28 protein-coding genes are annotated in these 25,654 nt (G+C 29.2%); 6 read left to right on the top strand and 22 right to left on the bottom strand.

Features of this window, described 5'->3' with window-relative positions:
- Entirely contained in the window at positions 1-786 is a 786-nt protein-coding gene (locus ACTT9U_RS06550) for an alpha/beta fold hydrolase (protein ID WP_440932359.1), read from the top strand.
- Positions 787-2,268, top strand: a complete 1,482-nt coding sequence (locus ACTT9U_RS06555) for an aldehyde dehydrogenase (RefSeq protein WP_440932360.1) — start codon at positions 787-789, stop codon at positions 2,266-2,268.
- Here ACTT9U_RS06555 and panB read toward each other — a convergent pair.
- From panB to ACTT9U_RS06605, 10 genes are read right to left on the bottom strand one after another with little or no spacing between them, the layout of a single operon-like run.
- On the bottom strand, positions 2,265-3,047 hold the full coding sequence (gene panB, locus ACTT9U_RS06560; protein WP_440932361.1) for a 3-methyl-2-oxobutanoate hydroxymethyltransferase: 783 nt from the start codon (positions 3,045-3,047) through the stop codon (positions 2,265-2,267). The genes ACTT9U_RS06555 and panB overlap by 4 nt on opposite strands.
- Complete coding sequence (locus tag ACTT9U_RS06565; protein WP_440932362.1) at positions 3,034-3,438, bottom strand: hypothetical protein; 405 nt, start codon at positions 3,436-3,438, stop codon at positions 3,034-3,036. Before ACTT9U_RS06565 ends, panB begins: the two co-directional genes overlap by 14 nt.
- 27 nt (positions 3,439-3,465) lie before the next feature.
- Positions 3,466-3,885, bottom strand: coding sequence for a VOC family protein (locus ACTT9U_RS06570; RefSeq protein WP_440932363.1), 420 nt, complete (start codon positions 3,883-3,885; stop codon positions 3,466-3,468).
- Positions 3,886-3,909: 24 nt separating this feature from the next.
- On the bottom strand, positions 3,910-5,472 hold the full coding sequence (gene guaA / locus ACTT9U_RS06575) for a glutamine-hydrolyzing GMP synthase (RefSeq protein WP_440932364.1): 1,563 nt from the start codon (positions 5,470-5,472) through the stop codon (positions 3,910-3,912).
- Complete coding sequence (locus tag ACTT9U_RS06580; RefSeq protein ID WP_440932365.1) at positions 5,462-5,899, bottom strand: tetratricopeptide repeat protein; 438 nt, start codon at positions 5,897-5,899, stop codon at positions 5,462-5,464. Before ACTT9U_RS06580 ends, guaA begins: the two co-directional genes overlap by 11 nt.
- Positions 5,899-6,975, bottom strand: a complete 1,077-nt coding sequence (guaB, locus tag ACTT9U_RS06585; protein WP_440932366.1) for an IMP dehydrogenase — start codon at positions 6,973-6,975, stop codon at positions 5,899-5,901. Before guaB ends, ACTT9U_RS06580 begins: the two co-directional genes overlap by 1 nt.
- A 37-nt stretch (positions 6,976-7,012) precedes the next feature.
- Complete coding sequence (locus tag ACTT9U_RS06590) at positions 7,013-7,624, bottom strand: RlmE family RNA methyltransferase (protein WP_440932367.1); 612 nt, start codon at positions 7,622-7,624, stop codon at positions 7,013-7,015.
- Positions 7,625-8,536, bottom strand: coding sequence for a glycosyltransferase (locus ACTT9U_RS06595; RefSeq protein WP_440932368.1), 912 nt, complete (start codon positions 8,534-8,536; stop codon positions 7,625-7,627).
- Complete coding sequence (gene pssA / locus ACTT9U_RS06600; protein WP_440932369.1) at positions 8,537-9,346, bottom strand: CDP-diacylglycerol--serine O-phosphatidyltransferase; 810 nt, start codon at positions 9,344-9,346, stop codon at positions 8,537-8,539.
- 3 nt (positions 9,347-9,349) lie between these two features.
- Positions 9,350-9,997, bottom strand: a complete 648-nt coding sequence (locus tag ACTT9U_RS06605) for a phosphatidylserine decarboxylase (protein WP_440932370.1) — start codon at positions 9,995-9,997, stop codon at positions 9,350-9,352.
- Between the two features lie 73 nt (positions 9,998-10,070).
- On the opposite strand from ACTT9U_RS06605, the gene ACTT9U_RS06610 reads away from it, so the two are divergent.
- On the top strand, positions 10,071-11,285 hold the full coding sequence (locus ACTT9U_RS06610; protein ID WP_014952836.1) for an NADP-dependent isocitrate dehydrogenase: 1,215 nt from the start codon (positions 10,071-10,073) through the stop codon (positions 11,283-11,285).
- Here the strand turns inward: ACTT9U_RS06610 and alaS are convergent.
- The 6 genes from alaS to ACTT9U_RS06640 all read right to left on the bottom strand — a co-directional run bounded on the left by alaS (position 11,277) and on the right by ACTT9U_RS06640 (position 18,108).
- Positions 11,277-13,943 carry an alanine--tRNA ligase gene (gene alaS / locus ACTT9U_RS06615; RefSeq protein ID WP_440932371.1) on the bottom strand — a complete coding sequence of 889 codons (2,667 nt, stop codon included), beginning with the start codon at positions 13,941-13,943 and terminating at the stop codon, positions 11,277-11,279. The two genes, ACTT9U_RS06610 and alaS, sit on opposite strands and share 9 nt — an antisense overlap.
- Positions 13,944-14,044: 101 nt before the next feature.
- A complete protein-coding gene (recA, locus tag ACTT9U_RS06620; RefSeq protein WP_440932372.1) occupies positions 14,045-15,202 on the bottom strand; it encodes a recombinase RecA in 1,158 nt (385 codons plus the stop codon).
- 107 nt (positions 15,203-15,309) lie between these two features.
- Positions 15,310-16,605, bottom strand: a complete 1,296-nt coding sequence (locus ACTT9U_RS06625) for a TolC family outer membrane protein (RefSeq protein ID WP_440932373.1) — start codon at positions 16,603-16,605, stop codon at positions 15,310-15,312.
- Positions 16,602-17,531: a uridine kinase gene (locus tag ACTT9U_RS06630; RefSeq protein ID WP_440932374.1), complete on the bottom strand. Its 930-nt coding sequence runs from the start codon at positions 17,529-17,531 to the stop codon at positions 16,602-16,604. Before ACTT9U_RS06630 ends, ACTT9U_RS06625 begins: the two co-directional genes overlap by 4 nt.
- 3 nt (positions 17,532-17,534) lie before the next feature.
- Positions 17,535-17,900, bottom strand: a complete 366-nt coding sequence (locus ACTT9U_RS06635) for a GFA family protein (protein WP_440932375.1) — start codon at positions 17,898-17,900, stop codon at positions 17,535-17,537.
- Positions 17,901-17,910: 10 nt separating this feature from the next.
- Positions 17,911-18,108 (bottom strand): hypothetical protein, encoded by a 198-nt coding sequence (locus ACTT9U_RS06640; RefSeq protein ID WP_440932376.1) that lies wholly within the window; start codon positions 18,106-18,108, stop codon positions 17,911-17,913.
- A 172-nt stretch (positions 18,109-18,280) separates the two neighbouring features.
- On the opposite strand from ACTT9U_RS06640, the gene ACTT9U_RS06645 reads away from it, so the two are divergent.
- Positions 18,281-18,676 (top strand): LexA family protein, encoded by a 396-nt coding sequence (locus ACTT9U_RS06645; RefSeq protein WP_014952829.1) that lies wholly within the window; start codon positions 18,281-18,283, stop codon positions 18,674-18,676.
- Positions 18,654-19,931 carry a Y-family DNA polymerase gene (locus tag ACTT9U_RS06650; RefSeq protein WP_440932377.1) on the top strand — a complete coding sequence of 426 codons (1,278 nt, stop codon included), beginning with the start codon at positions 18,654-18,656 and terminating at the stop codon, positions 19,929-19,931. The genes ACTT9U_RS06645 and ACTT9U_RS06650 overlap by 23 nt, the downstream gene beginning before the upstream one ends.
- Positions 19,932-19,936: 5 nt before the next feature.
- On the opposite strand, the gene ACTT9U_RS06655 is transcribed toward ACTT9U_RS06650, so the two are convergent.
- From ACTT9U_RS06655 to ACTT9U_RS06665, 3 genes are read right to left on the bottom strand one after another with little or no spacing between them, the layout of a single operon-like run.
- Positions 19,937-20,764, bottom strand: coding sequence for a heparin lyase I family protein (locus ACTT9U_RS06655; RefSeq protein ID WP_440932378.1), 828 nt, complete (start codon positions 20,762-20,764; stop codon positions 19,937-19,939).
- Positions 20,765-20,773: 9 nt separating this feature from the next.
- Complete coding sequence (locus ACTT9U_RS06660; protein WP_440932379.1) at positions 20,774-21,643, bottom strand: glycosyltransferase; 870 nt, start codon at positions 21,641-21,643, stop codon at positions 20,774-20,776.
- A complete protein-coding gene (locus ACTT9U_RS06665) occupies positions 21,644-23,032 on the bottom strand; it encodes a glycosyltransferase family 39 protein (RefSeq protein WP_440932380.1) in 1,389 nt (462 codons plus the stop codon).
- 82 nt (positions 23,033-23,114) lie between these two features.
- On the opposite strand from ACTT9U_RS06665, the gene ACTT9U_RS06670 reads away from it, so the two are divergent.
- Positions 23,115-23,684, top strand: a complete 570-nt coding sequence (locus ACTT9U_RS06670) for a TraR/DksA family transcriptional regulator (RefSeq protein ID WP_440932381.1) — start codon at positions 23,115-23,117, stop codon at positions 23,682-23,684.
- Positions 23,685-23,686: 2 nt separating this feature from the next.
- Here ACTT9U_RS06670 and ACTT9U_RS06675 read toward each other — a convergent pair whose 3' ends face one another.
- Genes ACTT9U_RS06675 through ACTT9U_RS06685 form a run of 3 tightly spaced genes read right to left on the bottom strand, consistent with a single transcriptional unit; the run spans position 23,687 to position 25,646 of the window.
- Entirely contained in the window at positions 23,687-24,313 is a 627-nt protein-coding gene (locus ACTT9U_RS06675; protein ID WP_440932382.1) for a glutathione S-transferase family protein, read from the bottom strand.
- Positions 24,310-25,326 carry an NAD(P)/FAD-dependent oxidoreductase gene (locus ACTT9U_RS06680; RefSeq protein ID WP_440932383.1) on the bottom strand — a complete coding sequence of 339 codons (1,017 nt, stop codon included), beginning with the start codon at positions 25,324-25,326 and terminating at the stop codon, positions 24,310-24,312. Before ACTT9U_RS06680 ends, ACTT9U_RS06675 begins: the two co-directional genes overlap by 4 nt.
- Positions 25,326-25,646: a 2Fe-2S iron-sulfur cluster-binding protein gene (locus ACTT9U_RS06685; protein ID WP_440932384.1), complete on the bottom strand. Its 321-nt coding sequence runs from the start codon at positions 25,644-25,646 to the stop codon at positions 25,326-25,328. Before ACTT9U_RS06685 ends, ACTT9U_RS06680 begins: the two co-directional genes overlap by 1 nt.
- Positions 25,647-25,654: the final 8 nt, after the last annotated feature.

Below are 25,654 nucleotides of genomic sequence, written 5' to 3' on the forward strand. Positions count from 1 at the left end.
ATGTCAAAAACTAATTTTGATAACAATCAAAATTATTTTAATTTTATTGATAATGATACAATCCCCTTAGTATTTATTCATGGTGTAGGTTTAGATCACAAGATGTGGAAACCTCAGATAAATTCATTAATAGAGTATTCAATTCTTACTTTTGATTTATTAGGTCATGGTAAATCAAAATTAGAGAAAGAAGTAGTAACTCTAAATGATTTTTCAAATCAGTTATTGTCTATCATTAATTTTCTTAAGATTGATAAGATAAATTTAGTTGGATTTTCTTTAGGGTCTCTTATTTCTTTAGATTTTGCAGCAAGATTTCATGATAGACTTAATTCTCTAATATTGATTGGAACAACATATAAAAGAACTGAAAGTCAACGACAAATGGTAATTGATCGATATAAACAAGCAAAACTAAACAAACCAATTTCTAAACAAGCTTTAAAAAGATGGTTTAGCGATAAATACTTAGAAGCACATCCTGAAACTTATAAGGAATTTATGGAAATTCTTAACAAAAAACCTGATGATCATAAAAATTTTTTAAAAGCATATAATTTATTTGCCAATCATGTTGAGGAAATAGAAAAAATTAAAAAGATCAAATGCAAAACATTAGTTATGACAGGTTCTGATGATCAAGGTTCAACACCTGAAATGTCAAAAGAATTAACAAGAGATCTTCAGAATGCTAAGTTTTTAGAAATTAATGCCGGAAAACATCTTTGTAGTATCGAGTGTGCAGATGTAGTAAATAAGAACATAAAAAATTTTATAGAAAATTAAATGTCAAATATTCAACATTTTAAAATGTTTATTAATGGAGAATGGGTCAATTCATCTTCAAATAAATTAATTGAAAGTTTAAATCCAGAGAACAATGAAGTTTGGGCAACTGTCCCTGAGGCTAATGAAAAAGATGTAGATAATGCTGTCAAATCTGCACAAAATGCTTTTGAAAATTCTTGGAGTACTTTACATCCTAAAGAAAGAGCAAAATATCTAAAACTAATTGCTGAGCAATTAAGAAATAATGCTGAACATCTTGGTAAAATTGAAACTATAGATACTGGCAAACTTTATAGAGAAACAAAGACACAAGCTAATTACATTGCTGAATACTATGATTATTTTGCAGGACTTGCTGATAAAGTTGAAGGAACAGTAGTCCCAATTGATAAACCAGACATGCAAGTCACAACCACAAGAATTCCAATTGGAGTAGTAGCTGCAATAATACCTTGGAATTCACAAATGCTTTTAACAGCAGTTAAATTAGCTCCAGCACTTGCGATGGGTAATACAGTTGTAATTAAGGCATCTGAACTAGCTCCTGTTACGCTTTTAGAGTTTGCTAAACTGATAGAAAAAACTGGAATTCCTAAGGGAGTGGTGAATGTTATTACTGGTCTTGGTGAACCTTGTGGAAAAGCTTTAACAACTCATGATCTTGTTGAGAGAATAGCTTTTACTGGAGGACCAGAAACTGCAAAACATATAGTTAAAAATTCATCCGAGAATTTATCTCAAGTAAGTCTAGAGTTGGGTGGAAAAAGCCCAGTGGTAGTTTTTGAAGATGCAGATCAAGAAAATGCACTTAACGGAATTACAGCAGGAATATTTGGTGCAAGTGGACAAAGCTGTATTGCTGGCTCTAGATTATATTTACATGAAAATATTTATAATGAGTTTCTAGATAAGTTAATTGAGAAAGCAAAAAAGATAAAACTGGGTGGACCTATGGAAAAAGATACTCAAATGGGTCCTCTTAATAGCTATAAACAATTAGAAACCATAGAAAAAAATATCAAAGCCACAATAGCCCAAGGTGGAAAAATAAGATGTGGTGGAGAAAGGTCGTCTATTTCTAATAAAGGATATTATTTTCCAGCAACAATTATTGAATGTGAAAACCACAATCTCCCAACAGCTGAAAATGAATTATTTGGTCCAATTTTATCAGTAATGAAATTTAAAGAAGAAAAAGAAGTAATTAAACTAATGAATGATAATAAATATGGTTTGTCCTCAGGAGTTTATACATCAAATTTAGCAAGAAGTATGAGAGTTTCAAAAGCGATAAGAGCAGGGATAGTTTTTGTGAATACATATAGACTTATTTCACCTGTAGCTCCTTTTGGCGGGATAAAAGATAGCGGATACGGAAAAGAGGCAGGAATAGAGTCGATTAAAGACTATACTAGAATAAAAACAACTTGGTATAATTCATCTGATAAACCGATGGCTGATCCATTTACGATGGGTTAGATTTTTTTGAAAAAAGACTGTTTAGATTTAGGGAATTTCTTAGACTTAACATCTAATCTATAATTCAGAATTGATTTATTTATAATCTTATTTAAATCGACATATTTTTTTACAAACTTAAAATTTGTCTGATTTAAACCTAATAAATCATCTGTAACTAAAACCTGACCATCACAATGATTTGAAGAGCCTATACCAATAGTAGGAATATCAATTAAGTTAGTTATTTTTTTAGATAAATTTCCTTCCACACACTCTAAAACGATTGAAAAAACACCAGCAGACTCCAATAACTTTGCATCTTTAATTATTCTTTTACTTTCATTTTTTTGTTTCCCCTTAAATGTAAATTTTTTTTCAGTTTGAGGTAAAATTCCTAAGTGACCCATAACTGGAATTTTATTTTTAATTAAATCTTTTATTATTGACAGTATTTTTTCTCCACCTTCTAATTTTACAGCGTCACATTTTGTTTTCTTCAATATTAATTTTGCATTTTTTAAAGCTAAAGATTTAGTTTTGTAAGTTCCAAAAGGCATATCGACAACCATAATGGATTTTTTTATTCCTTTTCTAACACTTTTTGAGTGTTCTATCATTGTGTCTAAGGTAACTTCTTTAGTGGAAGAATAGTTATAAAGAACAGATCCTAAGGAATCACCTACCAAAATAAGATCACAATGTTCATCAAGAATTTTGGAAATATTATATGAATATGCTGTTAAACAAACAATTTTAGATTTATTTTTTTTTAAAATTAAATTTTTAATTTTTTTCATTTAATTCACTTTTGTAATATTTTCTTAACATGGTTTTTGAAATTGATAACTTTTTTAATATCGGAGTATTTTCATCAATAATTCTCCAAAATGGGAGATTTGGTTTTTTTAATTTTTCTTTTTTTTGTTCCTCTAAAGATGCTTCAATTGCAATTCTCAAAAAAATTCCAGTAGAGACAGGACAAGTTTTATCTGCTTTTGCTTTTTTTGCCAATGCATCTCTCATTTGTATTACAGTCCTTTTTTTTCCAGAGGGAATTTTTTTTATATATTTTGAAATTGATTTAGGTGATGAAACTAACATTTTTTGACCTTTTTTAATGTCTGCAAAATTAAAAGTTAACTTTTTAATTTTTTCCTTCTTTTCTTTATTAAACCTTTCTTGCCACATAAATAAAAATTGGAAAATTAAGTTAATTTACCATGTTCCAGTGTTTTGCATAGAAGCCCAAGGTTCCTGGGGTTCAAGATTTCCTTTTTGCAAAAGTTCTACTGAAATTTTATCTGGCGATCTAACAAAAGCCATGTGTCCATCTCTTGGTGGTCTATTTATAGTGTAGCCCATGTCCATTAATCTTTGGCAAGTTTCATAAATATTATCAACTCTATATGCCAAATGACCAAAATTTCTTGAACCTTCTCCAAGATTATCTCCATCCCAATTATAAGTTAATTCTATTTGTGCATTTTCATCATTTGGAGCTGCTAAAAAAACCAAGGTAAATCTTCCTTTTTCATTTTCCATTCTGTTAACTTCTTTTAAACCTAAGCCATCACAAAAAAATTTTAAAGTTTCATCTATATTCGAAACTCTGATCATCGTATGTAAATATTTCATTGTTATCGTTTTATATTAATTTTTTTATTCTAGTTCAATAGTGCTAGGTGGTTTAGATGTAACATCATATACAACTCTATTAATACCTCTTATACTATTAACTATTTTATTTGAAATTTCTTGAATAAATGTTTTTTTAAAATCATAATAGTCAGCTGTCATACCATCTTGTGAAGTAATAGCTCTTAGTAAACATAGATATTCATATGTTCTATTATCGCCCATAACACCAACGGTTTTTACTGGCAACAAAGCTGCATATGCTTGCCAAATTTTATCATAGAGATTATGGCGTCTTAATCCATCGATAAATATTTGGTCTGCTTCTTTTAAAATTTTTATTTTTTCTAAAGTAATGTTGCCAGGCATTCTAATAGCCAAACCTGGGCCAGGAAATGGATGTCTTGATATAATTTCTTTACTAAGCTTCAGTTCTAATCCAAGTTTTCTAACTTCATCTTTAAATAAAAACTTCAATGGTTCTACTAATTTCAATTTCATTTTTTTTGGTAAGCCACCAACATTATGATGTGATTTTATTTTAGAAGTTTGACTTCCGGTAACAGACTTACTCTCAATTAAATCTGGATATAAAGTTCCTTGTGCAAGAAATTTGACGTTCTTAATTTTTTTAGAATATCTCTCAAAAATTTTTATAAATAAATTTCCAATAATTTTTCTTTTTTTTTCAGGGTCTGTTACATTTCTTAGTTTTCCTAAAAATTCTTTTTCAGCATTAACATAAATCAAATTCATTTTAAGCTTTCTTTTGAAAGTATTAATAACTTGTTTTTCCTCATCTTTTCTTAAAAGACCTGTATTAACAAAAATACAATGTAAATTTTTTCCTATTGCTTTATTCAATAATTGAGCAACTACACTACTATCAACACCTCCTGACAAAGCACAAATTACTTTTTCATTACCAACTTGGTTTTGAATTTCTTTGATGAGTTTTAATCTTTGATCTTTTGAACTCCAATTTTTTTTAATCTTACAGATTTGAAATAAAAAATTACTTATAAGTTTTTTTCCATTATGTGTATGAGTTACCTCTGGATGAAATTGCACACCATAATAATTTTTTTTATCATTCTCTATTGCGGCAAACTTTGAATTTTGACTAGAAGCTATTATTTTAAATGATTTTGGAATTTTTGTTACTTGATCAGCATGGCTCATCCAAACTTTAGAAATATTTTTTTTATCAAAAAAACCTTTTAATAATTTACTGTTTGATTTTTTTTTTAGATTAGCTAATCCAAATTCTCTATGTTTTGACTGTTTAACTCTTCCACCCAAAGATTTAGATAAGATTTGATGTCCAAAACAAATACCAAGAATTGGAAAATTTTTTTTTAAAATATTTTTATCAAATGAAAATTTGTCTTTTTCATAAACATTCAAAGGTCCACCTGAGAGTATTAATCCTTTTACATTACTATTTACTTTAGAAACTGAAATTTCTTTATGGCTTACAATCTCACAAAAAACGTTCAGCTCTCTTATTCGTCTTGCAATTAATTGTGTAAATTGAGACCCAAAATCAATAATTAATATTTTATCTAATTTTTGATTAAGAATCATTTTTTGGCTCTAAGTCTTTTAGAGACTCTAAAATTCTATCATTTTCTTTACATAAATCTTTACAGATTTTAACAAATTTTTCTGACAATTCTTTTACTTCTGAATAATTTGATCTTTCAATTGAAATATCCATTAATCGTAAAGTTGCATCTTCATTGCTTGGATCGAGCAACAAAGTTGTATTTAAATTTTTTTCTTCCTCTCTTTTATTTTCTTTTTCTTTAAAAATTTTAGCTAAATACAGATATGAGTTTGCATCTTTTGGATTAAACACAATGCTTCTCTCGAACAAAAACTTTGCTTCATCATAGTCTTTTTTATTAAATTTTTTTAATGCTTGTTTATAAAAATCATTCTCAGCATAAGAGAAATTTATTGTGAATAAAATTGAGATTGTTGTTAAAATTAATTTATTAAATTTTTTCATTAATATTTCCTATCATCTTTTATTTGATCAACATTATGAACCATACTTTCATAAAATCCAGCTTTAGTAATTTTAACAAATCTTGGTTTATCACGTAGGTTCTTTATTTGCTTTGCGCCTAGATAGCCCATTGATGATTTAAGGCCCCCCACAAGTTTATAAATTACACTATCAACTTTCCCCTTATACTTTACAAATCCTTCAACACCCTCTGGAACATATTTAGATGCATCTTTTTGTTTTTTTTGAAAATATCTATCTGCAGAGCCTTTGTTCATAGCTCCAACTGAGCCCATACCTCTAAAACTTTTAAATTTTTTACCATTTTTTGTTATCAATTTTCCAGGTGTTTCATCGGTACCGGCAAACAATGAACCTATCATTACTGCATCTGCTCCTGCAGCAAAGGCTTTTGCTAGATCACCTGAATATTTTATACCACCATCAGAAATAATTTTGGCTTTTTTATTTTTTAATCCATTTCTTACAGCTAATATTGCGCTTAGTTGAGGGACACCTATTCCAGCAACTAATCGAGTTGTGCAAATTGAGCCAGGGCCAATACCTACTTTAATGATGTCTACACCTAAATTTAAAAGATATTTAGCTGCTTCTGCTGTAGCAATATTACCAGCACACAATGTAATTTTTTTCGATTTTTGACGTTTAATAAATTTAATTATTTCACCAACTTTTTTAGTATGACCGTGAGCAGTATCAACAACAATTAGATCTACTCCCTCATTAATAATCTGTTCTGCTCTTTTATGTTCATTTGGTCCTGCACCAACAGCTGCTCCTACTAATAAATTTTGTTTTTTTACTTTTTTAATCTCATTTATTTGGTCTTTAATATTTAAATTTCTGTGAATAACTCCAATGCCACCTGCTTTTGCAATGGCAATCGCCATTTTACTTTCTGTTACTGTATCCATTGCTGAGGTTAAAATTGGAATTCTAAGTTTAAGATTTTCTGAAAGCTTTATACTTGTATCTACCTCTGAAGGTAAAACTTCAGAATAATTAGGTGCCAGTGTAACATCATCAAAGGTGAGTGCTTCTTTAATAGGATCCATAATAATTTATATATGATTCCTTTTATTTTTAAAGCCTTTATCTTAATTTTTTACAAATAATAAAACTTTCTTTAGAATCTTTTCTGCTAGACTTTGGTTTAAAAACTTTAACTTCTTTGAAAATTTCTTTTCCTTTAGCAACAATTTCATTAAATGAACCTCCCATAAATATTTTTGATATAAAGCTCCCATCAGATAACAAAACATCCTTGGAAAAAATCATAGCTTCCATACAAAGCTCTCCAGTTTGAATTGCATCAATATTTTTAATTCCTGTTGTATTTACAGCCATATCAGACATTACAATATTTACTTTTCTCTCTGTTGATTTCAAAATTTGGTCTTTAATGTTTTCCTCTGTAAAATCTCCTTGGATTTGAATACTTTTCCCTATTGGTTCCATTTTTTTAAGATCAACAGAAATAAGTTTTCCATTTTTTATTTTTTTTTCAGCATACTGTGACCAACTTCCAGGCGCAGCACCAATATCAACTACTGCAAGGCCTCCTTTAAAAATTGAAAATTTTTCATCTATTTCCATTAATTTATATGCAGATCTTGCTCTATAACCATCAATTTTAGATTGTCTGACGTAAATATCTCTTCTTTGTTTATTTACCCAATTTTTTGAAATTTTATTTTTTTTCAATTAATTAATGAACCTAAGGCTTTTTAAAATTTTTTGATTTTCAGTAGTCTCTATTTCAATTTCAATATCTTTATTTACTCTCATATCTTTTCCATCTTTCCAAATTCCTGCAGCTAAATGCATAATACCTATTTTATAATGCGGTAAATATGGTTCTACAAAAGTATCTTTTTTTTGATCATATTTTGGAAGCAAATTGCTGGTTATCCAATTACAATTGAGAGGTAAAAATTCAGTTTCTAGATCATCAATGTAAACTGACATATTAATTGCTAAACCCTCTGAACCAAAAATATTCCCTGCTTTAAGCGTAACTTCTAAATTTTTTTGCCACGAAATCCAGCCTGGTGAATTTTTTTCTAACGAAAAAACTCCGATATTTATATGAGGTGCAAATGCAAGTTTTCTAGCTTTTTCAAATCCAATTTTAGATTTAACAGCATGTTTAAAATTCTGAGATTTAATAATTGCTAATTTCCCGAATAACCAATTTACTTTAGATGTTATTTTATACCCAGGTCCAATTGTTTGCGTAATTCCAAGCTTACCATTTTCACAAGCTTTAAAATATAATTCTATAGTTTCCCAATCATTGACCCAAGCATCACAATCAATCCAAAGATATTTCTCATAATTGGGAAAGTATTTTGGTAAGAAAGCTCTAGAAACTTGACTTTTAAGCCATTCTTTTCCTCTAACTTTAAAAGCAGGAACTTCTATATCCCATTCGGCCGATTTAATTTCATCAACTTTTTTTGATAATCTTTCCTTTTGCTCATTTGTCAATCCAGCATCTAATATACAAATTGCAATGCTTTGACTTTCTTTAAATCTTTTTATGGAATTTATTAATTCATCTAATAAATCAAAATAATTAGAATCAGCTAACGAAACAATTACATTTTTTTTCATTTAAAGAACATCTTCAAGATCTTCATTTTCATCTTTTTCGATATCTTTCTGTTGTTTTTTCAATCGTTTAAAATGAAAAAAGCTTATAGGTAAAAGTGTTAAATAAATTATTGAACTTATTGTTATTACTTCAAATGTATAAATTAATAATAAACCAAAAAATAAAATTATTCCAAATAACAGAAATATTGTAGCTCTTCGTCTAATAACAATTTTTTTAAATGAATAAGTGGGAAATTTACTAATCAATAAAATTGAAGTTGTAATAAAAAAAATCATTGAAAGAATATTATAATTCAAAGAAAAAATATAAAATTTATCCAAGCCACTTAAACTAAATATTAAAGGTGTCATTACTAATATTCCACCAGCTGGAGATGGAACACCTTCAAAAAAGTTATCTTTCCATGAAGGTTCTTGATTGGAATTTACATTAAATCTTGCAAGTCTTAACGCAACACATACAACATAGATTAAACATAATAACCAACCTAATCTGCCAAGGTTATTCATTACCCAAAAATACATAATAAATGCTGGAGCAACTCCAAAACTTATCATATCAGTAAGTGAATCTAATTCTTTACCAACTTTTGAAGTGCCCTTTATCAATCTAGCAATTCTTCCATCTAAGCCATCAATTAATGCAGCAAACATTATTGCAATGATAGCAAATTCAAATTTTCCATCTAATGCAAATCTAATTGAAGTAAGACCAATACAAACACCAATCAAGGTAAGCATGTTAGGTAAAATTACTCGTGTTCTATGGTCAGTAACAATTTTTAAATTACTTTTTGGTTTTTCCATGAATTATTTTTTTGCTAGCAATGTTTCGCCTGCAACAGCTGTTTGTCCTATTTTTACAAGTGGTTCATAATTTTCATAATAAACATCTGCCCTACTTCCAAATCTAATCATGCCAATTCTTTCACCTTGTTTTAATTCTTGATCTTTTGAAGATTCACAAACAATTCTTCTAGCTATTAATCCTGCTATCTGAACAACAATAATATCCTCACCATCTATATTTTTAATTTTATAATAGTTTCTCTCATTATCTTCACTAGCCTTATCGAGTGAAGCATTTAAGAATTTTCCGGGCTTATATAAAATTTCATCTATTTTACCACTACACGGAGTTCTGTTTACATGACAATCAAAGACATTCATAAAGATACTTATCTTTTTAAATTTTCTATCTTCTAAACCTAACTCTTTTGGTCCATCGACTTCTTCTACTTTTATGATTTCACCATCTGCAGGACTTACTAAATACTTATCATCATTAATTGAAGTTCTATCTGGGTCTCTAAAGAAATAATATACCCAAATTGTAATTACTAACCCTAGTAATCCTAAAAAGGTACTTAAGGCATACAATATAAGAGTTGCAACACCTGATATGATTAAAAATCTATAACCCTCTGTATGAATTTTTGGAAATATTTTACTAAACATTTTCTTATAATTGATAATTTTTGATTAATATGTATATAAAACCGTGAAATTCAATTGATAAGATTAAAAATTAATGAGCAAAATCAAAGTAAAAAATCCAGTTGTAGAGCTAGACGGCGATGAAATGACCAGAATTATCTGGGAATTCATTAAAAACAAACTGATACTTCCATATCTAGACTTAGGTATTGAATACTATGATTTGGGTATGAAAAGTAGAGATCATACGGATGATCAAATTACAATTGATTCTGCTAATGCAATTAAAAAAATTGGTGTTGGAATTAAATGTGCAACAATTACTCCTGATGAAGCTAGGGTTGAAGAATTTGCTTTAAAAAAAATGTGGAGATCACCAAATGGAACTATAAGAAATATAATTGGTGGAACAGTATTTAGAGAACCAATTATTTGTAAAAATATTCCAAAACTTGTCCCTTCTTGGACTGATCCAGTAATTATTGGAAGACATGCGTTTGGAGATCAATACCGTGCTACTGATTTCAAAGTACCTGGAAAAGGTAAGATGGAAGTTAAATGGACATCTGAAGATGGTTCACAAGAATTAAAATATGAAGTATTTAATTTTACAGGTCCAGGTGTTGCACTTTCAATGTACAATTTAGATAAATCAATAGAGGACTTTGCAAGATCTTGTTTTAGCTACGGACTTATTAAAAAGTGGCCAGTTTACATGTCTACTAAAAATACAATTTTAAAAAGATATGATGGAAGATTTAAAGATATATTCCAAGAAGTATTCGATAAAGAATTCAAATCAGAATTTGAAAAACATAAACTTACTTATGAACATAGATTAATTGACGATATGGTTGCATGTGCAATGAAGTGGAGTGGTAAATATATTTGGGCATGTAAAAACTATGATGGTGATGTTCAGTCAGATACTATGGCACAAGGATATGGATCTTTAGGATTAATGACTAGTACTTTATTAACACCAGATGGCAAGGTTATGGAAGCTGAAGCGGCTCATGGAACAGTAACGAGACACTACAGAATGCACCAACAGGGTAAAGAAACTTCTACAAATCCTATTGCATCAATTTTTGCTTGGACTAGAGGTTTGGCTCACAGAGGTAAATTAGATAATAATGATGAACTAATTAAATTTGCTAATAGCTTAGAAGAAGTTTGTGTCGAATGTGTTGAAAATGGAGAGATGACTAAAGACCTTGCAATATTAATTGGTCCTTCTAGTAAATATCTCACTACCAATCAGTTCTTAGATGCTATTGATGCTGGTTTAAAGAAAAAATTAAATTAAAGTTTTTATTTTTTCAAAAGCTTCATCTATTTTGTTTGGATCTTGGCCACCAGCTTGTGCAAAATCTTTTCTACCACCACCACCTTTTCCACCAATAATTTCTGAACATGCTTTTACAAAAGCAACCGCATCATACTTTGAGGTTAACGATTCTGTTACACCGACTGCAACTCCAACTTTTCCGTCTTTAATCGCAAATACCAATACAATTCCATCTTTAAGTTCTTTTTTACCGTCGTCAGCTAATTTTCTTAATTCTTTTGGAGGTAAATCCTCAATTTTTTGAAATCTAATTTTCACTCCATTGATTATTTCATCTTTAATCACATTCTTAGTTGTGTCAGTTAAAATTGATTTATTTGAGAGTATTTCTAATTGTTTATTTAAATTTTTAATTAAAGTTTTTTGATCATCTTGATCAATATTTGGCTTACCACCAAGTTTAATAATTTGTTCTGATAGATCCTTAATTATTTTTTCATTTTTTTCTAATGACTCATTGGATAATTTTTCTTGGTTCTTTAAATAATTTTCTAATTGTTTGTCTCTTAAAGCTTCAACCCTTCTCACACCTGCTGCTATTGAGGATTGACTAATAATTTTGAATTTACCAATATCTCCAGTATTACGAACATGTGTTCCACCACATAGTTCTGTGGAGAAATATTTATCTTTTTCATCACCCATTGATAAAACTCTAACTTCATCTCCATATTTTTCACCAAAGAGTGCTAAAGCTCCTTCTTCTACTGCTTCTTTTGGTGACATAATTCTTGTTTTTACTTCTGATTTATTTTGAACCATTTCGTTAACAAATTTTTCTATTTTGGTAATTTCATCTGAACTTATTGGCTTCATATGACTAAAATCAAACCTTAATCTATCAGGTTCAACTAAAGATCCTTTCTGAGTTACATGTTCACCTAAAACTCTTCTTAAAGATTCATGTAATAAATGTGTTGCTGAATGATAAGCCCTAGTATTGTTTCTTCTAACAACATCAATATTCATCTCAACATTTTCTTCAACTTTAATAGTTCCAGATAACACTTTTCCATAGTGAACAAACAAATCTCCTAATTTTTTTTGAACATCATTTACTTCAAATCTAAAATTTTCATTTGATATCATTCCAGTGTCACCCACCTGTCCTCCAGACTCTCCATAAAAAGGTGTTTGGTTAACTATGATCATGCCTTCATCACCCTCATTTAAAACTGAAACTTCTTTTGAATTTTTCAATAGACTTTTTACTACACCTTGTGCTTGATCATTTTCATAACCAATAAATTCTGTTGCTCCGTGTTTTTCCTTAATTCCATACCAAACTTGTTCGACAGCGCTATCACCTGAGCCTTTCCAATTTTTTCTTGCAAGTGCGATACTTTCTTGCATCAACTCACCAAATCTTTCTTTATCAAACTTCAAATGTTTTGATTTTAAAATGTCTTCAGTTAAATCAATTGGAAATCCATAAGTCTCATATAATTTAAAAGCAACATCTCCTGGTAAAACTTTATTGATTTTAGAAATCTCTTCATTTAAAATTTTAATACCTCTATCTAATAACACTAAAAATTTTTCCTCTTCCATTTTAAGTGTTTCTTTAATCAATGACTCAGCTCTTTTAAGTTCAGGATAATTTTCTGACATTTCTTGCAATAAAGTATCAAATAATTTTGAAAAAACTGGCTGCTTAGATCCAAGCATATGGGAGTGTCTCATTCCTCTTCTCATTATCCGTCTTAATACATATCCTCTTCCTTCATTGGAAGGAAGAACACCTTCAGCAACTAAAAAAGAGCTAGCTCTTAAATGATCTGCAATTACTCTAAAGCTCGAGAGGTTTTCTTTATTATGTTTTTTATTTACCTCATTCTCTGTTGCTGCAATTAATTTTTTAAAATGATCAGTTTCATAATTGTCATGAGTTCCCTGTAAAAGAGCTGCTATTCTTTCTAAACCCATTCCTGTATCAACTGAAGGTTTTGGTAAATTAATTCTTTCTTCTTTTGAAATCTGTTCATATTGCATGAAAACTAAATTCCAGATTTCTATAAATCTATCTCCATCTTCATCTGGTGTTCCTGGTAGACCACCTTTTAAATGATCGCCATGATCATAAAATATTTCAGAACAAGGACCACATGGACCGGTATCACCCATCGACCAAAAATTATCTGATGTTGAAATTCTGATTATTCTATCGTCACTAAAGCCTGCAATTTTTTTCCAAAAGTTAAATGCTTCATCATCTTCATGAAAAACAGTTACATAAAGTCTATTCTTATCTATTCCAAAATCTTTGGTAATTAAATTCCATGCATAATTAATTGCTTGTTCTTTAAAATAATCTCCAAATGAAAAGTTACCTAACATTTCAAAAAATGTATGATGTCTTGGAGTATAACCAACATTCTCTAAATCATTATGTTTTCCACCGGCTCTTACACATTTTTGTGAAGTGGTTGCTCTTTTATAGACTCTCTTTTCTAATCCTGTAAAAACATTCTTAAATTGGACCATTCCTGAATTTGCAAACATCAGTGTTGGGTCATTATTAGGTACTAAATTGCTAGACTCAACTATTCTATGATCATTCTTTTCAAAGTATTCTAAGAATGTTGTTCTAATCTGATTTAGTGTTTTATTAGCCATATTTTTAAAATACAGCTTTTTTATTTTATGTCTAGATTTGTAAAAATGGGAAAAAGGCGCTTATTTCTAAGCGCCTTTATAATTTAAAGATGACCTATAAATTAATTTTTTTTAGTAGATGCAGGTTCTGTTGCTATTTCTTTTGTTTCTTTAGCAGTAGTTCCTTTTTTCTCTTTTTCTACTTTTTCAGGATCTAATGGATTTCCTTCAATTTTTTTTGAAATCACACCAGCTTTTTCTCTAATAGCTAGCTCCACTTCAGCAGCAATTTTAGGATTTTGAGCTAAGAAAGTTTTAGCATTTTCTCTTCCTTGTCCAATTTTCTCACCTTTATATGCATACCAAGCACCTGATTTTTCAATAATATCTGCCTTAGCACCCAAGTCTACTAGCTCACCCATTTTGCTAATTCCTCTTCCGTACATAAGATCAAATTCAACAACTTTGAATGGTGGTGCAACTTTGTTTTTAACCACTTTCACTCTTGTTGTATTACCAATGATTTCATCTTTATCTTTGATAGCACCAATTCTTCTAATATCCATTCTTACAGATGAATAAAACTTAAGAGCGTTACCACCTGATGTAGTTTCAGGACTTCCAAACATAACACCAATTTTCATTCTGATTTGGTTAATGAAAATCATCATTGTGTTTGTGTTTGAAATTGAACCAGTTAATTTTCTTAAAGCCTGACTCATTAATCTTGATTGAAGACCAACATGGTGATCTCCCATCTCACCTTCGATTTCAGCTTTTGGAGTTAAAGCTGCAACAGAGTCAATAACGATAACTGAAATTGAGCCTGATTTTACTAATGTATCAGCGATTTCTAAAGCTTGTTCACCAGTATCTGGCTGTGAGATTAATAATTCTTCAGTATTCACACCTAATTTTTTTGCATAAACTGGGTCTAAAGCGTGTTCAGCATCAACAAATGCACAAATTCCACCTGATTTTTGAGCTTCAGCAACAACTTGTAATGCTAAAGTTGTTTTTCCTGAAGATTCAGGTCCATATACTTCAACAATTCTTCCTTTTGGTAAACCGCCTATTCCTAAAGCTAAGTCTAAACTTAGAGAACCAGTAGATACAGACTCAACATCCATAGCCTTTCTTTCTCCAAGCTTCATTACTGAACCTTTACCAAAATTATCAGTTATTTGACTGATAGCAGCGTCTAACGCCTTATTTTTTTCTTTTAAATCCATTTCTTGATCTTTAGTAGATTTCACTACCTTTAAATTACTTTTAGTCATTTATTGCCTCTTTTTTTACGTTTTTTAACACTCGAATCATGGTTTAAATGTACACATTTTGTTCTCATTGGCAATAGATAATGTTCTACTATTCAAAAAAGCCCGAATTAGTTGATTTTTAAGTAATCGCTATTCAACAAACCAATACTCTTAAGTAAATTGAATTGAGAAAGAAAATAGTTTCTTTCAGAATCGGCCAAAGAAATTTGAGCATCTAAAAGAAGAGTATTGGATTGAATAACATCTAAAGTCGTTCTTCCAGATCCACTATTATATTCTGCTGTAATTCCTTCATTAGCTATTTCAGCAGCTCGTACTTGTGATTGAACAGAATTTAATAAACTTTTGTTAGACTGATATGAGGACCAAGCACTCGCAACAGAAGTTTCATTTTTTTTAATCATATCATCTAATAGTAATCTTTTATTCAATTCTAAACTTTGATTTTTTCTTATTGAAGCAAGATTTTTACCTCCAGAATAAAATGGCCAAGAGACTGTAGCTGTTATGGTATCTCTCTCTCTTTCATCATAAGTGGAGCTCAAATCCTCACTGTAAGTTCTATCTAAAGATAAAGTGGCTGATGGAGCTAAATCAGATTTAGCTGAAAAAGTATCTTTTTTAGACTGTTCATATTCTAATTGAGCTATAATCAAATCTGGATTATTAATTTTTGATTTATTGATAGCTGAATTTAAATCAGCTGGAAGATTTACCTCAAAAATTGATTTTTTATCTAAAGATTTTGGATCTAATAATGATCCAATCACATTTTCATAATTTAATTTACTAGTTAATAAATCATTTTCAGCTTGTATTAATTTTGCTTTAGCACCTGCCAATGATGATTCTGATTGAGCAACATCTGAAAGTGTGCTTTGTCCTCTTTCAAGTTTGATCTGGTCAGACTCAACTTGTCTTTCTAATAAACTAACATTATCTCTATTAATATTTAATTTTTCATTCGCCAGAATTAGACCTGTATAAGCCTCTACCGATTTATATAAAATATCTTGTTCTTTTTTTAAAAGTTTTGCCTTTGCAAGATCAATACCTATTGTTTTTTTCTCATAATCAGCACCTCTTCCAAAATCAACCAAAGTTTGTGTTATTGTTAAAGATTTTGTTGTCGGATCAACATCACTGATTGCTGCATTGCCACCAGATTGATTTGTGAGTTTATTAGTCTCTTGCTGACTTTTGCTTCCACTTAAAGTTACAGATGGCAAATAATTACTTCTTGATACTTTAAGTTCTTCTTCAGAAATATTTATATTTTCTCTTTCAGCATTGAGTTCTGAATTATTCTTATAAGCTTTCTGTAATGCATTCGTAAAACTTTCTGCATAAGCATTTCCAATTAAAGCTACTAAAGCAAAAGCGAATATTAAAATTTTTTTCATTTGTCTTTATATACTGCAGTTTTGATAATATGGTTACTATTTAAATTCATTATAATTGAAGCATATTTTGGAGCTTTCTTAAACATGTTTTCAGTTACCCTTTGGTAAGTTTGCATAAATTCTAAAACTTCATTTTTATTCATTATTTTACTCTTTGAATTTTTTTTACTTTTTAATTTTAATTTATTCTCTTGTTTTAATCTCCATTTTTGCAGTAATGAGAAATCTTTTGCTTTTAAATAAACCAATGTATTTAATTGAGAATAAAGTTTTTTATAATTAGTTTTTAATTGAGTGTTTACATATTTTCTCCAAATAAATTTTTTATCTCTATTTCTTTCCATTGTATTTATTGATTTTAATAATGATTTATTTTCTTCAGCCTTAGCCCCAACACACCAGCCTTCAAATATTATTATGTCAGGTTTTTTATTTACATTATACCAATTTTTTTTTGGATAGCGATCATCAGTGGATTTATCAAATTTTGGAACTTTAATAGATCTAAACTTTTTTTGTTTAGCATTTTTAAAAAAAGTTTGCATAAGCTTTAAATCATGAGTACCAGGCACGCCTCTTGTCATTAACATTGGATGAATAGATTTTGATAGCTTTGATCTATCTTTTCTTGTTTTGTAGAAATCATCAATTGAAACTCTAAATACATTTTTCTTGAAATATTTTTTTAAAATAATGGATATTAAAGAACTAATAGTTGTTTTACCTGTTCCTTGACCTCCAGCTAAACCAACAAAATATGGTCTTTTTTTATCTGCTTTTTTTGCAATCCAATCACATAAAGGTATTAAAAAAGACTTTAACATTTTTTCTTTACCCTTAAATTTTTCTGTTGATGTTTCTTGTGATTTAATAAATTTAAAACAATCCTGTTTTACTTTACCAAAACACTCATCAGTAATTTTCATAGATTATTTTTTTTGATCAAGCGGATGATTATTTCCATCTAAAACTGCTATATCATTCATTTTAAAAGTATCTATTTCATCCACGCAACCAACATTAAAACCAGTCATTGCTGGATTACTTCTAGGATTATGATGTGTATAAATTCCACAAACAGAACAAAAATAATGTTTAGCGATTTTACTATGAAATTGATAAAGTTTTAATTTGTCTTCACCTTTAGTAATTTTAAAATCTTCATTTTTAACCATAGACATCACTGCGCCTTTTCTTTTGCAAATAGAGCAATTGCACTTAACAACCTTTTCTAAATCTCCGCTTAAATTAATTTCTGCCTCAACTGCTCCACAATGACATGTAAGTTTTTTCATAATTTATTTCCTATCGGTTATTGTATTGTTCATAAATTTTTTCTCTCTCACTTTTATTCATTCCTTTTGTTTCTTCTATAAATTTATTTCTTAACTCTCTTGTTTTTAATATGAAAAAACAAACGGTATCTTTACTATGATAAATTGCTTTTAATTCATCATCTGTTTCATTTAGCTCTTTTGGAATATCTGCTTTTATACAAATCATAGTTTTCCTTTGGTTTATATTTGACTACTTATTGTAAAAGTTATCCACATGTCCACTAAATGTTGTTTTGGATGTTCACGTTTTGATTCACTTTTGATTCAATTACGGACTCAAAATACAACCTATTGAGTGTATTGAATAAATAGTCTATAAAAGAGAACAAAACAAGAACATGAAATTAACTATTCCATACTACTTACATAAAGCAGGCGCTGGGTTTCCCTCTCCTGCAACAGATTACATTGAGGAAGATATTGATCTTAATATGCATTTAATAAAAAACGTTCCTGCTACTTTCATTATCAGGGTTCAAGGAAAATCAATGGTTGATGTCGGTATCAATGATGGTGATTTGTTAGTTGTCGATAAAAGTTTAAAACCAAAAAATTTTTCAACTGTTATCGCAAATGTTCATGATGAGTTAGTTGTTAAAACTTTAGTTCAAGAAAAAGATAAAAAATTTTTAACTTCAGGATCAAAAGAGTTTTCTGACAGAATTTTGATTAACGAAGAACAAGATATTTTTATTTGGGGAGTTGTGACTTATGTCATCCATTCAACATACTAAAAAGATAGCTTTAGTTGATTGTAATTCTTTTTATGTTTCTTGTGAAAGATTATTCAATCCTAAGATAAGAAAAAAACCAGTTGTTGTTTTATCAAATAATGATGGCTGTATCATTTCAAGATCAAATGAAGCAAAGGCTCTAGGTATCAAAATGGGTGAACCCTACTTTAAAGCAAAAAATATTATCATTAAAAATGATGTTCAGGTTTTTTCGTCAAATTATTCTTTGTATGGTGATTTATCTAGAAGAGTTATGAGAACTCTAAAAAGATTTAATTCACAAATAGAAGTTTATTCAATTGATGAAGCTTTTATGGATTTATCTAATTTTTCTGATGAAGACGTAGAAAGAGTTGGAAAAGAAATTAGAGGAACCGTTCTACAATGGACAGGCATACCAACTAGTATTGGAATTGCTAAAACTAAAACTCTAAGTAAAATTGCAAATCATATTGCAAAGAAAAAACAATCTGGTGTTACAAGTTTAATTGGTGTTGAAAACTTAGATCCAATATTAGAAAAAATAGAAATTAATGATGTTTGGGGTGTTGGTAGACAACTTACAAAATTTTATCAAAAAAATGGAATTTATAATGCTAAACAACTTAAAAATAAATCTAATACGTGGATTAAAAAATGCTCTAATGTTTTAAGCTCAAGGACTGCAATGGAACTTAGAGGTATTCCTTGTATCAGTTTAGAGACAACACAAACAAAAAGAAAAAGTTGTGTTGTATCAAGATCATTTGGGAAAAGAATAGAAACTTTTCAAGAATTAAAAGAAGCTGTTTCTAATTACTGTTTAAATGCATCTGAAAAAATAAGATCAGAGTCTTTAGTTGCAAAAGCAATAACAGTATTTGTTAGAACAAGTCCTTTTCAAAGAGATTATGGATATTACTCAAATTCAAAAACGATCGATTTTCCAATTGCAACTAATAACAGTATTGAAACTGTTAAAACAGCAGTTGCAATACTTGAAAGCTTATTCAGGAATGGTTATCGATATCAAAAAGCAGGTGTAATGTTAACAGGACTTAGAGATGATGATGGGAGAAAAAATTTATTCTCATCAGAAAAAGATGAAAAAATAAATAGTCTAATGAGATCTATTGATAGTACCAATCATAGATATGGAAGATCTACACTAAGCCTTGCAAGTGCAGGTGTTCAAAAAAGATGGAATATGAGAAGAAATTACTCTTCAAAAATAGATACTGCTGACTTTTATAGTTTGCCCACTATCAGAGCTTAAAAAGATTAATTTTGAATTAATTTAAGTAATTTTTTTTTACTATTAGTTCTGAACAAATTGTCATAGTAGACAATCTGCGTTGGATACTCTCCATAAACTTCTGTCCACCTGCTAATCCAACTATGATAAATGCCAAACTTATTATAAAATTTACCTCCATAACCAGTTCTTCCCTCATAATCGTTATAAAGCTCACCATTTACATACATTTTAACAAAACCTTTTAAGGGATCTTTAGTCATGTTTGCATGAAATATAATTGTGGTCCACTTCCCTCTCATGTCATCGATTTTAAGGTCTTTCTTTACCCACCCAGGAGAATCCATTCCGTTAACAGCAAAATATCTTGGTTCTAGATTGCCTCTTTTGACTCTAAGCATCATTCTTGGGTGCCTTTGTTGATTAGTTTTTCCCCATTCATAAATCTGGAAAAGCGAAGTACTCACAGGCTCAACTGATTTAAAATCTTGAGGTATAAAAATACTTACTGACATCCATTTCTCACCAGTAAACATTTTAGATGAGGAAGAATATTCGCTTCTGGCCCTATCACCTCCTCCATGTCCTACAACTGCGTCTTTACCATTATTTTTACAATCAGAATAGTTTCCATCATTATCTCTTCCACAGTCTTTTGGTAACAATGTTATCTTCCATGCTTTTTTGCCCAAAGCTGGCAAAGTGACAGTTTCTCTAAAATTAAAAAGTTTTTTACCTTTAGCTACACTTTTCTTCCACTGAATATTTGTGATTTCTTTAGCAAAAGCTTTGTTTAATGAATAAGTAGGATTTAGAAATAAAAATAAAAGAAAAACAAAAAATATTTTTTTCACTGAACAATTTTACTTAAGATTGATTACATCCTCAATATTTTTCAATGAATTATTATATTCATCAATATTTTCTCTTAATGCTAAACTGGAGATTGAATAAATCATCATCAGTAATAAAACTAAAGGAATTAGAGTAATAATTGATGCATTACTTTTTATCATCAAAATATAAACCACAATAAATAATGCAGATCGAAATAATACAGTTTTTCTAAACACACTTATTATTGATAAAGAATGTTTTAATAAATTTGAAAAACTCATTTTTGATGGCCCAAAATATCTTACTCCTCTGATTGATGGTATAGGTATTAAATCTTTTTGAATTTTTTTTAATGAACCTGAGAAACTATTCCAAGTTGATTTTTCCTGAACTAATTTTTCAACAACTGCTTTAGGCAAACAAGTAAAATTACCAAATTTTATTGAATGCCCTGTAAAAAATAAAGTGATTAATTTGTGGATATAATAACAAAATTTAAATAACAAATTTTCAGACCTTTTAACTCTTTCACCAACTATAGGTTTTTCATTTGAATTTTTAATTTGACTTACAAAATCCTCAATTTCCTCAGGTCTATCTTCGCCATCACCATCCATAGGAATGACATAATCAAAATCCTCTTTTTCATAAATATATTTTAAGCCAGTTGCTATACATCTTGTGTGCCCTTGATTAACTGACATATTTAAAATTTTAACAGATTTTAAATTATGCCAGTTATAAACTTTATCCTCTCTATCGTGATTAGATGCATCATTAACAATTAAAATTGATATTTCATGTTCAGAAATATTTGGTAAATCATTTATTTCATCCACAACTTTAAACACTGATTGCCAATCATTATAAACTGGTATTAATATTTTAATCTTCATTTATCTAGAACCTATCATGCAGAAACCTTGTTTTTTAATTTTACCAAAATCACCTGGACAGACCTGCTTTAAGATATCTGCATTACCAGTATAAACAATTCCACCCGTAGGATCTAATTGATCTGCTTTTCCCTTAATATCTTCGAACCATATAGGTCTCGAACTAATATGATATGATAAGTTACCAGCAATCCATTCATCACCAATTACGTATTTTATTTCATTAGAAAAATTTTTAGACCATCTTCTTTCAATTAATTCTGCAATTTCTTTACCAGGATAATCTGTCCGTTTATTATCTTTGGTAATAGAAATGTAACCGTATAAAGATGGTGATAAAAACAACAAGATAAAGAAAATTACAAAAAATTTATTTAATTTCTTTAAATTTATATGTCTTTTATAAATCTCGATAAATAATACACCAAAAAATAAATAAAAAGGTGTCATCCACATAGTTCTAATTTTTGAACCTGAAATTAAAGAAGTTAGGAACATTAGAACTATTGGTAAAATGGATACAAAAATTAGAAATATTAATTTTTTATTTTTTTTATCAAACTTAAATTTAATTTTTGAAGTTAAAGAATAAATTAATAAGAAAAATGGAATTAAAATACCAATTTGCTTTAATAGGAATAATAATGGGTATTTAATATGATCAGATATCTCTTTCTCTTCTAAACCTGTTCTAGCTAATCCATAAGTAAGGGTAATATAATTGTTATTTGTTAACCAAATGAAATGAGGTACTAGTAAAATCAAGAAGACTTCTAAGATAATTATGTATTTGAAATCAAATTTTTTCTCTTTTTTTGAAAAAATGATAAACAAAAAGAATAAGCCAATTGATAACAGCAAATAAACAAAAAGATATTTGGATAAAAAACCTAAAGCAGCGAATAAACCAATCAGGACACAATCTTTAAAGGTAATAACTTTATCATTATAAATTTTCCATGAATAATAAACCACTAGTGACCAAAATGGTAACTGACAGACATTCACATTGAACTCTGGTGTTGTAAAATTGTGAAAATAAATACCTTCTAAAACCAAAACAGATAATAAACTTAGAGGTTTATTTTTAAATATTTCTACTGAAAATTTGTAAACAAAATAAAAAGATATAATTACAAATAATTGACTTAGAAAATAATATGCCCAGTCGTTTGGTCCAACAATTCTATAAATTATTTCAGGAAAAAAAGCACTCATTGGTGGATGTTTATTAAAGCCCCAATCTAGATTGCTACTCCATGCTAAAGCTTCAATTGTATCAAGAGGTAAATTTTGGTTAGTGAGTGATGGAACCAAAGTCCATACAATCAAATGGAATAATAAAAAAATATAAAATAATTTATCTACGTTTTTGTAATATCTAGTCATTAATCAGTGTTTTTTACATTAATTAGTCTTTCTTGACACTAATAATTTGCTGAATATACTCCCACCATTCAAAATTAAAAGAATGCCAAAAGCAACTAAAGTAAAAAAGAAAAAAGTTATTAAAACTAAAGCAAAACCAAAAACTAAAGTTTCTGCTAAACCAAAAGTTTCTGCTAAACCAAAAGTTTCTTCTAAACCTAAGGCTGCACCTAAAAAAATAGTTCCACCAAAAGGTCCAGTTAAAATCTCAAAAACTTACGAACCAAAAGATACAGAAAAATATATGTGTGAAAAACACTTGGTGTTTTTCAGAATGAAATTAACAGAATGGAGAAAAGAATTAGTTAAAGCAAATAATCAAGCTCTTTATAACGGGAGTATGGATGATAACAGTATTTCTTCAGATATTGTAGACCAAGCGAATTCTTATTTAGATAAAAATGTTGAAATGAAAGCAATAAACAGACAAATCAAATTAATTTCAGAAATTGATAAAGCTTTAATGAGAATTAAGGATGGAACTTATGGTTATTGTTTAGATACAGCAGATCCAATTGGCCTTAAGAGACTTATGGCTAGGCCTGTAGCTAAATACACAATTGCTGCACAAGAAAAACATGAGAAAGAAGAGAAAGTTCACGCAGACGATTAAGTCTAAACTTTAGGAACTTCTTCACCACTTTTCATTAAATCAAAACCTTTTATTACTGCTGGTCTTATGGCTATCTCTGAATACCATCTTGTTAGGTTTTTGTAATTTTTTAGACCAATATCATGCCACTCATGTCTTGCTATCCATGGAAAAGTTGCAATATCTGCAATTGTATACTCTTCACCTGCTAAAAATTTTGATTGTTCTAATCTCGTATCAAGTTCTTCATAAATTCTTTTAGATATTTTAAAATAACGTTGTTCACCAAACTCACTTTTACCTGGATTGTAATGATGAAATTGATGATGCTGACCAAGCATTGGACCCACATAACCCATTTGCGCCATTAACCACTGAATGATTTTTGTTTTGTCTTTTTCGTTATAAAACTTTCCACTTTGTTCCCCCAAATAAATTAATATTGCCCCTGACTCAAAAATAGTTTGATTGTTTTTAATATCTTTAATTACAGGTATTTTGCTGAACGGACTTATTTTTTTAAATTCAGGTTTAAATTGATCATCGTTACCAATATCAATAAAGGTAACTTTGTATTCATAACCAATCTCTTCTAACATAATACTTATCTTTTTTCCGTTAGGAGTATTTGCTGTTAAAAGTTCAATCACTTATTAACACCAAGTCTTTCTTGAGCAGTTTTTGAGGTGGTTGTAAATTCAAATCTTAATTTTTCATCTGGCCTTGCATATTTAAAACACCCTCTTGCTGCAAGAGCACCTTCATGAAAACCTGACAAAATAAGTTTTAATTTTCCTGGATAAGAACATATATCTCCAATCGCAAAAATACCTTCTTTGTTGGTTTCAAAATTTTCTGTGTTAACTTCAATTGTTTTTTTATTTATATTTAATTCCCATTCTAAAATTGGACCTAATTGCATTATTAATCCAAAAAAACCTAGTACGTAATCTGATTTTAATTCTTTAATTTCACCATCATCATGTTTTATTTTTATGCTCTCAATTGAGCCATTACCTTGAATAGAATCTAATTGATATTTTGTATAAAGGTTTAATTTTCCTGTGCTTGCAAGATCTTTTACTTTTTGTACGCTTGACTCCGCACCACTAAAACCATCTCTTCTATGAATTAAATTAATATTACATTCTTTTGATAACTCCATCGCCCAATCTAAAGCTGAGTCTCCACCACCAAATATAGATATATTTTTTCCTTTAAATTTTGATTTGTCTTTTATTGAGTAAAATAAATTTTTACCCTCAAATTTATCTATATCTTTTGTAGAAAATTTTCTTGGTTCAAACGAACCAACTCCACCAGCAATTACTATTGATGCTACTTCAAATTCTTTTTGATTATTTGTTTTAACATTCCAAACATTACCATTCTTTTTTACTTCCTCTACTCTATCATTTAAATGAAATTTAACTTTAAAGGGTTCGATTTGTTTGATTAAATTATTTGTTAATTCTTCACCAGTGCATTCAGGAACTGCAGGAATATCATAAATTGGTTTATCTGGATAAAGCTCTATACATTGGCCGCCAACTTTATCTAGGTTATCAACTATTTCACACTTCAAACCAATCAAACCTAATTGATGAGCACAAAACAAACCAGTTGGTCCGGCTCCAATAATTAGTACATCTGTTTTAATCATTATCCCTGTTTTGAAGGTATGTTAACAGTTAAACCTTCTAGTTCATCTGACACGATTAACTGACAACTTAATCTACTATTTTGTTTTGGTTCAAAAGCCATATCAAGCATGTCTTCCTCGCCATCTTCTTTTGCCGGAAGTTTATCTAACCATTCCTCATTTACATAAACATGGCAAGTTGCACATGCCATACCACCACCACAATCAGCATCTATTCCTGGAATATCATTTTGCACAGCACCTTCCATCACTGTTAGTCCATTTTGAACATCTATAGAATGAGTTTGGTTATCGTGTGTGATGTAATTTATTTTAGTCATGGATTATA

The organism is Candidatus Pelagibacter sp., assembly GCF_052049975.1.
GTDB lineage: Bacteria > Pseudomonadota > Alphaproteobacteria > Pelagibacterales > Pelagibacteraceae > Pelagibacter.

Excerpts from the sequence above, each read along its gene's own strand:
- ACTT9U_RS06680 (WP_440932383.1), bottom strand. The coding sequence starts at position 25,326 with ATGATTAAAACAGATGTACTAATTATTGGAGCCGGACCAACTGGTTTG.
- ACTT9U_RS06685 (WP_440932384.1), bottom strand. The coding sequence starts at position 25,646 with ATGACTAAAATAAATTACATCACACACGATAACCAAACTCATTCTATA.
- ACTT9U_RS06565 (WP_440932362.1), bottom strand. The coding sequence starts at position 3,438 with ATGTGGCAAGAAAGGTTTAATAAAGAAAAGAAGGAAAAAATTAAAAAG.
- panB (WP_440932361.1), bottom strand. The coding sequence starts at position 3,047 with ATGAAAAAAATTAAAAATTTAATTTTAAAAAAAAATAAATCTAAAATT.
- alaS (WP_440932371.1), bottom strand. The coding sequence starts at position 13,943 with ATGGCTAATAAAACACTAAATCAGATTAGAACAACATTCTTAGAATAC.
- ACTT9U_RS06605 (WP_440932370.1), bottom strand. The coding sequence starts at position 9,997 with ATGTTTAGTAAAATATTTCCAAAAATTCATACAGAGGGTTATAGATTT.
- ACTT9U_RS06625 (WP_440932373.1), bottom strand. The coding sequence starts at position 16,605 with ATGAAAAAAATTTTAATATTCGCTTTTGCTTTAGTAGCTTTAATTGGA.
- ACTT9U_RS06580 (WP_440932365.1), bottom strand. The coding sequence starts at position 5,899 with ATGAAAAAATTTAATAAATTAATTTTAACAACAATCTCAATTTTATTC.
- ACTT9U_RS06550 (WP_440932359.1), top strand. The coding sequence starts at position 1 with ATGTCAAAAACTAATTTTGATAACAATCAAAATTATTTTAATTTTATT.
- ACTT9U_RS06660 (WP_440932379.1), bottom strand. The coding sequence starts at position 21,643 with ATGAAGATTAAAATATTAATACCAGTTTATAATGATTGGCAATCAGTG.
- recA (WP_440932372.1), bottom strand. The coding sequence starts at position 15,202 with ATGACTAAAAGTAATTTAAAGGTAGTGAAATCTACTAAAGATCAAGAA.
- ACTT9U_RS06640 (WP_440932376.1), bottom strand. The coding sequence starts at position 18,108 with ATGATTTGTATAAAAGCAGATATTCCAAAAGAGCTAAATGAAACAGAT.
- ACTT9U_RS06610 (WP_014952836.1), top strand. The coding sequence starts at position 10,071 with ATGAGCAAAATCAAAGTAAAAAATCCAGTTGTAGAGCTAGACGGCGAT.
- ACTT9U_RS06670 (WP_440932381.1), top strand. The coding sequence starts at position 23,115 with ATGCCAAAAGCAACTAAAGTAAAAAAGAAAAAAGTTATTAAAACTAAA.
- ACTT9U_RS06645 (WP_014952829.1), top strand. The coding sequence starts at position 18,281 with ATGAAATTAACTATTCCATACTACTTACATAAAGCAGGCGCTGGGTTT.
- ACTT9U_RS06595 (WP_440932368.1), bottom strand. The coding sequence starts at position 8,536 with ATGAAAAAAAATGTAATTGTTTCGTTAGCTGATTCTAATTATTTTGAT.
- pssA (WP_440932369.1), bottom strand. The coding sequence starts at position 9,346 with ATGGAAAAACCAAAAAGTAATTTAAAAATTGTTACTGACCATAGAACA.
- ACTT9U_RS06570 (WP_440932363.1), bottom strand. The coding sequence starts at position 3,885 with ATGAAATATTTACATACGATGATCAGAGTTTCGAATATAGATGAAACT.
- ACTT9U_RS06555 (WP_440932360.1), top strand. The coding sequence starts at position 787 with ATGTCAAATATTCAACATTTTAAAATGTTTATTAATGGAGAATGGGTC.
- ACTT9U_RS06650 (WP_440932377.1), top strand. The coding sequence starts at position 18,654 with ATGTCATCCATTCAACATACTAAAAAGATAGCTTTAGTTGATTGTAAT.
- ACTT9U_RS06665 (WP_440932380.1), bottom strand. The coding sequence starts at position 23,032 with ATGACTAGATATTACAAAAACGTAGATAAATTATTTTATATTTTTTTA.
- ACTT9U_RS06635 (WP_440932375.1), bottom strand. The coding sequence starts at position 17,900 with ATGAAAAAACTTACATGTCATTGTGGAGCAGTTGAGGCAGAAATTAAT.
- guaB (WP_440932366.1), bottom strand. The coding sequence starts at position 6,975 with ATGGATCCTATTAAAGAAGCACTCACCTTTGATGATGTTACACTGGCA.
- ACTT9U_RS06630 (WP_440932374.1), bottom strand. The coding sequence starts at position 17,531 with ATGAAAATTACTGATGAGTGTTTTGGTAAAGTAAAACAGGATTGTTTT.
- guaA (WP_440932364.1), bottom strand. The coding sequence starts at position 5,472 with ATGATTCTTAATCAAAAATTAGATAAAATATTAATTATTGATTTTGGG.